This window comes from Cysteiniphilum litorale, from assembly GCF_003428165.1.
Classification (GTDB): domain Bacteria; phylum Pseudomonadota; class Gammaproteobacteria; order Francisellales; family Francisellaceae; genus Caedibacter; species Caedibacter litoralis.
In genome coordinates, this window is the sequence record NZ_QLIQ01000004.1 from 110,411 (window position 1) to 118,188 (window position 7,778).

Sequence of the window (7,778 nt, forward strand, 5' to 3'; positions counted from 1 at the left end):
CATGCAGCAAAACCAAATCTTAAAACATCATGAATTGAAAGCGCAACACAGCCCATCGAAATATAGAAAAGCACTGGCAGAAAGTGCATCTAAATCTGATGGGAAATATATGAAGTCAATAAAACTGCCAGTAAAAACAACTAACATTGACCATAAACTTGTACATAATGAGCATAATCGTATCTTCTCAATGAAAGAAGGTGGGCTTTTATATTATGTAATCAATTTGCATTTGCTTGGATTTAATTTTTATTCATCGTATGAGCAATCAAACATTGCTAGAAATCTGAAACACATACGGGAATCTGAAAGTGATTTTATTGATAGGTTTAATAATATTGATGCGCAAAGCTTTGAGTTGTTCACGTTTGATCTGTCTAAATTATTAGCCTTATTTTCTTCATCACCTCGTAATACAAATTTCACGACAGATAATATTATTAATAGGACGTGTCAATTTCTTAACTCTGGGAAAAAGATTGCCATAGATTCAGGTAGAATTTATGATTTAATAGTGCAATTCTCTAAAGAAGCTGTAGATATATACGATAATTGGAATAACTTTTGCTCTGATGAAGGCGTGGAGTTATTTGATAAGATTTTCGTAAAGGCAGGCGTTCCATCGCTGAAAAATGTTCGCGATAAAATGAAGGTAGTTAAGCCAATTAGCTCAAGCATTGTATATGATACTGATATGCTCTCTATTATTGATGGATATGATGAAGATGTAGCTATTTATCAGGTTGTATCTCAAAAAATGCGAAAAATAAGGTTATCTGGAGAAAAGCCAACTGCTAATACCATAGAAGACTTAATTACAACTCAAAACTCAAATGCAATTAGCTGGGTATTGGGGACAGGGCTTAAATATTTCCAATCAGAAAAAGTTAGTACAATTGCAGAAGATTTGGAATGTGGTGAAGTTATTGCAAATAAGATTCGTGATGCAGCGCGATCAATAAAGTCGTCAGAAATGTTTGATATCCCTAGTTATAATAAGTATAGAACAAGTATAGGGATGGTGATTAATAGCTGGGTAACTCAATATGTTAAACGGTTGTTAGAGATAGAATCTACAATATCAACCATTGATGTCATTGAGTTTCCTGATGACTACTTTGATGAAAACAATATATACGCATCTAAAATACTGTCTTTTTGTAAAACGAATGCAATGCAGTTAAATGATCTGCAGTCTTTTGTTATTAGTGACGTTAAAGCTGCTCATGAATCTATTAATAGATTATCAGGTCTTGCAAACGAATTGCCGACACGTCAAGATCTGATTAATTTCAACAATATGCAAGTAGGATTAGGTCGATTATCTGGGATGATCTCTGAGATTAACCATAAGGTAAAGCAAGTTATTGAAAACATTAAAGATCCAGCGGAAATTAGGAAGTTTGAAAACTTATCAATTAAGGAGCCATCATGGTTAAAATTTGATAAGTTGAATCGCTTTTCGTCAGGGTGTGTTGATTTTGATAAGGATATTAATCAGCTTGCAGATGGATTTAACTTTGCCCTGGAACGTCAGAAGGCACATTACTTGAAAATTACAAATTTCTTATCAGAGATAGGCAAAAAAGATTTATATCATGAGTTTTATAAACTAAAGCCATTAAAACATCCATCATTAGAAAAATTTGATAAGAAAGAGCTTGTAGCACGGTATGTTCTGGAAAAATTTATGCGTTATGCTAAAAGAACGCAAAGCAATGATGTTTGCAAAATAATATCTGAAGCATCTGTACAATGTGGTTTTTTCCATAAACGGAAAGCAAATAAGATTTTTCTAAGTCGCATTTCTAAACCTATATTCAAATATGGTTATGATAAAGGGAAGTCAGGCACTGAATATTTGGTCAGCTCAAAGCATAATGTTTTCGATTTTGTTGATTTGCTTGAAAGCAAATTACATGATTACCAACCCTGCCAGCAGATAGATGAGTATGCAAAGCTTATGCTTATATCAATGATTTATATGTTAAAAATTGAGCCTATAAAAAATTGTGACCAGGTTCCTCCCGAGTTATGTTGGTTAGACGATAAAGTTTTAGAATATATATCTGTGGATTACAGGATAAAAAAAGCCACAAGTTTACCTTATGTTGATGGCGCCACTATTATTTCTATGTTTGGATATTATAGTGCTTATATGAGAGGTGTTTCTAATACTCTATTTAGGAAGGAGTTTACGAAAAGATATCCATTTTCTGAAGATGGAAGAAATCATCTAGTAATCAGAGGTAAAACTGGGACGTTCAAATTTAAAAAAGGTTTTTTGTCTGGAGATCAAAATAAAGAAGCATTTTCATTATTTCAGATTATTGGTTTTGATGACGTTAAAACATATCAATGCTCCGATGCAATTAATATGTTAAAAAACACGCCAAAAGCTTATTTGCAGTCACCACACCTTAAAAAGATAATAGAGTGTATTCCACATAAATTTTGTCTGTCTCAATCAGATATAGACAAAAACAAAGAATATGATGGTGTTCCAGTTTACAATGTTTCAAAAGAAAAGAGCTTTGTGAAAATATCGAAAGAAGTTCTAAATGATCTTGTTATACCAAGAGCATATAAAGACATTCTTCTTGGAGCTATTGATAAAACTTACGAATTAGGTTCGTACGGCATGCATTATGTTTCTAAATACAAAATGAATAGCGTACTTAAAAATGGTCAGCTAAAAGCTAGCTATGAACATATTGATTCGTGGCTTGAGTTGGCTATTCCTTATAAACAATATTATGAGAAGTCAAAATTACCTGTTCCCTATGAGGATAAAATTATTGCATTTGATATCGGTGAGTACAATTTAGGTTATGCGGTATTTAATATTAGAGATAAAAGCTTGCTTGAATCGGGAAGAGTTCCTACAAGTGTTGGAAATATAGCGGTCCATAAGGCGGATAAATATAGAGGTTATATACAGCCAAAACAAAAATACAGTCAGAAAACACAGAATATTGTTGAAAATGCGCGTAATAATGCGGTTAAGACAGTTGCTAGTATTATCGACTCTTTATCATCTAAATATAAAGCGTTTCCAATTATTGAGTCTGAAATGGCAGGCTCAAATGGAGAGATCTCAAAAATTATTTCACAATTAGGCGATATGTATGGTTTTTCTCCTATAGAAGCACATAAAAATAAAAAGAAGAATCATTTTTATGGTGCTAATGAATGGAGAATTGAAGGTTATACTGTGGAAGGAAAAGACTTGGTTTTATATCCCGCACGCCAATCCTCTAATTATGCAACTTCTCAAATTTGCTCTTCATGCGAAAGGAATCCAGTATCTGATATATATGATCATTTTAATAAAGGAGATAAAGTGAAAGTAGAAAATGGATTTGTTATGCTGCCGAATGGGACTAAGTTAAAGCTTGTTACTAATATCAATTCATTATGGAATGACAAGCAAATTTCGCAACAAGCACGCTTACATGCTCAAAAAAATAGACGCTTACCGTTTAATTATTTTGTAAAAGACGGTGAGTATTCCCAGACACAAGTGATAGATTATATTAAAAAGCAAATATCTAGAGCTAATGATAGTGTGCAAATAAAAGATAGCTCTAAATCGCGCTATTATTGTGCATATGAGAATTGTGGTTTTGAAATTCATAGCGAAGAAAATGCAGCCATTAATCAAGGAAGAAAATTTTTAATAAAAATTGATGAATTCAATGAGTAAACATCTTGTGATAATGCAAAAGTTAAAATATAATCTCAGCTGGATGTGATTATGGTTTGATGTTTGTTAACACAATCGTCCAGTTTACCTAGTCACCTAGTTGACCACTGGCTAGAGCAATAATTAGTGGTAATTTCAATGTGAATGCTCGCACACAGTTTTAGAGTTTTCAATCTTTACGAGATATGAAAATTTTCATTTTTTTAGCTTTACCTAAGGTTGCATTCTTCCAATTCCATATAGAGTCCTCTTGGTTTTTCTTTTCTATTTCCATAAAATAAAGATTATTTAAAAATGGTGGCTTAATTCAGGGAGATATAATATATAAACGAATGACATAATGGTCAATCAAATACTTGATATATAGCTTAATACACGCTACCATCCCTTTAGAATTTATGCTATCCAAAACCCAGCTCATAAATACGCCCTTTAGAATTTATGCTATCCAAAACGATGAACATGCCTTTATACTTTAGAATTTATGCTATCCAAAACAGATGTATTGGGCGATTTGCTTTAGAATTTGTGCTATCTATAAACCTTGTCTTTGTCCAATGATCAAACACATTCAATTATGATACAAATTAATGAGATGATATTCATATGACTTTTGTTTATAAATTAAAGTTGCTAACATGCGCTAACTTCATAATTTAGATGATTCCAATGTATTATAACAAAAGCATCTTAGGTTTGATGGCTTGCCTAGGTTTCTTTCTTTCCTGTGCCAATGCAACCACCTCAAGTTATGACTTCTCTTACGCTACAGACCATACCAACATCACACTACCACTGGGTGAACAAAAGACCGTTTACTATCATTCGTTTCATGGTAGGAAACTGATTGATAAGGTAGAACAAAGTACGCCAGATGGTAAACATAAGAAAACAACACAGTATGTATATGATGCAGCGGGTTATCCGCAAAAAGTGATCTTTGCCAATGGCAGCATAACTGAAACCAACTACTCAGCAGATGGCCTACTGGCAGCCAAAACCGCCTTTGCACATACCCCATTAAGCCTGACAACACACTACACCTGGAGTGACCGTCGATTACCGCTTACCATCAGTAGCAGTAATGGTTTAGACACGGTGTTTAGTTATAACACACGCCAACGACCGTTAACGATTACAACAACTGATGGGCATATACGACAAGTATGGCAATATACTTATGATGATCATGCGCTTGTCCTAACGGCACAATCTCCCTTTAGTGATCCAGCACATGTCATTCAATATACACACGATGCACAAGGCAACCTAAGCAAAGTGGTCAATGAATTAGGTCATGTCACTACCTATGATCAATATGATGAAGTGGGTGACCTGTTGTCAAAGACAGATGCTAATGGAGTAAGGACCACGTTGAGCTATTCTCCTATGCGCTTATTGTTAACACAGCATGTGGCGGATCACCTGACCAGGTACAGTTATGATGGTAACCGTCATCTTTCTTCAATCACGAGTGCAGAAGGCATTAAGACACAATACGTCTATAACTACTGGAAAGACTTAAAAGAAGTCATTAATGCTAATAACGATCAGCTAAAGCAAACCATTGACCCAATGGGCAATGTGATTGAGCGTGTTATTATTGATAGCAGTGGCAATACCGTATTTAAAATCAGTTATGCTTACAATTCATTAAACCAGTTGCAATCGATCACCGATGCCAATGGTAACAGCACGAGCTTTGAATATGATATTTCCGGCAATGTGATTAAAACCACCAATGCCAAAGGTGATGCAACAAACAACCAATATAACATTCAAAAAAAGGTTGCACAGACCAAGAATGCCTTATCCAGTGTTTCTAACATGACCTATGACCCATCGGGTAATGTGACGTCTATTAGTGACTACAATGGCAATATCACCAACTATCAATACAATGCCTTTAATCAATTAACGGAAGTTAATAGCCCAGATAAAGGCAAGACGGTTTATAACTACAATGACAAAGGTCAATTAAGCACACAGACAGATGCTAATGGCATAACCCTAGGGTATGCCTATGATCAGTTAAATCGCGTGACTGAGGTCAGTCACAATAGCACCCCTGTGATTCAATACGGTTATGATCAAGGGCAATATGGCATTGGTCGGCTATCCAGTGTTAAAAACCAGAGCAGTGAAATAGATAATAGCTATGATGCGTTTGGCGGGATCATCAAACAGCGTTATATTATTGATGGTAACCCATATGACGTCAGCTACAGTTACAACAAAGATGAAGTAGTGAGTTCAATCACTTATCCTAGTGGGTTACAAGTCAACTTTACGCGCGATAAAGTAGGGAATATTAATGGCATTACCGCCAGTGATAAAGGCACACAATCAACCATTGCATCAAACGTTAGCTACTTGCCCTTTGGCGCAATGAAATCACTGAGCTTTGGTAATGGCAGTCAATTAACCCGCACGTATGACAAAGCCTATCAGCTAACCCAACAGACCGTTTCTGGTGTGGCTGATGATAGTTATGTCTATGATAAGTTAGGCAATATCACCCGGTTTGTCAGTAAAGATGATCCTACAAAAAGCAAAGACTATGCCTATGATGCCATTGAACGTTTAACCTCAATGAAGTCACAGCTAGAGACACAAAACTTTAGCTATGATGCCAATGGCAATCGCTTAACGTATACCAACAGTAAAGACGGTCAAACAGAAGCGATAAGCTATCAGTATGACAAAGCCACTAATAAGCTGCAAAGCTATCAAGATACAACAGCAAACGGCGTAAGCTATGATAATAATGGTAATATCACACGACTGGGTGATATGCGCTTTAGTTATGATGTCTTTAATAACCTAACAGAGGTTAAAAAAGACAACAAAGGCAGTCATGAAAGTAAAGAAAGTAAAGAGATTGCCAGTTATCAGTACAGCCCTAATAACCAACGAGTGCTTAAAACCGTCAATGGCAATAAGACAGTCTTTATCTACGACATCACAGGCAAGCTGATTGAAGTAAGATCAAAAGACACACTCATTGACATTATTTATCTCAATGGTGAGCCAATAGCCCAACTGGTTAATGGCGCTACCTATTACTTTGTCAACGATGCTTTAGGCACACCGGAGTATCTCACCGGACAAAACGGTCAGAAACAATGGTCAGGTAACATTAATCCATTCGCAGTCAACGCCACTGGACAAGTCCAACAAGACATAAGATTTTCAGGTCAACTCAATGACAGCGAAACAGGCTTAGTTTATAATAATGCCCGTGCGTATGTACCGTTTTTAGGTAGATACCTACAGGCTGATCCGTTAGGGCTAGCCAGTGGTTCTTTGAATAACTATGTGTATGTTGGCAATAATCCGGTTAATTTGGTTGATCCAATGGGTCTATCCGCGATGGATCACGTCAGAAACTTTGCTAATGGCTTTGATGATACCACGTCTTTTGGTTTGACTAACTTTGGTGCTGATAAAGGCTACAGCCTAAGTTATAACATTGGCTCATTTGCGGCAATGACGGCTGGAATCTTCTATGGAGCAACAGAAGTTAGGGCGTTTAATGCGCTAAGGCAAATGCTTACGCCAAGGGCAGTATCTGAGATAGAGCAGGCGACAAAGACTGGGGCGATTTGTGCTAATGGTGCTGAAAATATTGCCACATACTCAAAACTTAAAAATCAATTGAAATCAGAGTCTGCAAGTTCGCCTTTCACCTCAACAGGTGGACTGACATCGGCTGCTCTTAATAACTCAAATGTCATATACTATTCTGCTAAACTCAAAAATCCTAGTATACCGAAAGGATTTGGGAAATATAAAACTGAAACCTTCCAATCAGCATCTGGGGATTTTAAAGTTCATTATTATACCCAACTTGGTAAGCAAAATTTCTGAAACGTAGACAGCATAATGCTTTGCGCCATACACAAAGTTGAGTTAAGGCACTACAGATTTTTTGTGTTTTTTTGATTTTTTGATTTTTTGATTTTTTGTGAAGACGTGATCGATGCGCTATAGCGTTGTAATGATCTGCTTTAGTGGAATAGCTGGCGCATTACAGGCTTTATAAATCTTAGACTGCTCATGATTGGGCTTA

2 protein-coding genes are annotated in these 7,778 nt (G+C 35.9%); both read left to right on the plus strand.

The features are described 5' to 3' along the window. The first annotated feature begins 1 nt into the window (after position 1). Positions 2–3,706: a type V CRISPR-associated protein Cas12c gene (gene cas12c / locus DNJ75_RS03365; protein WP_117001771.1), complete on the plus strand. Its 3,705-nt coding sequence runs from the start codon at positions 2–4 to the stop codon at positions 3,704–3,706. A gap of 669 nt (positions 3,707–4,375) precedes the next feature. Beyond that, positions 4,376–7,576, plus strand: coding sequence for an RHS repeat domain-containing protein (locus DNJ75_RS03370; protein ID WP_170137184.1), 3,201 nt, complete (start codon positions 4,376–4,378; stop codon positions 7,574–7,576). The last annotated feature ends 202 nt before the right edge of the window (positions 7,577–7,778 follow it).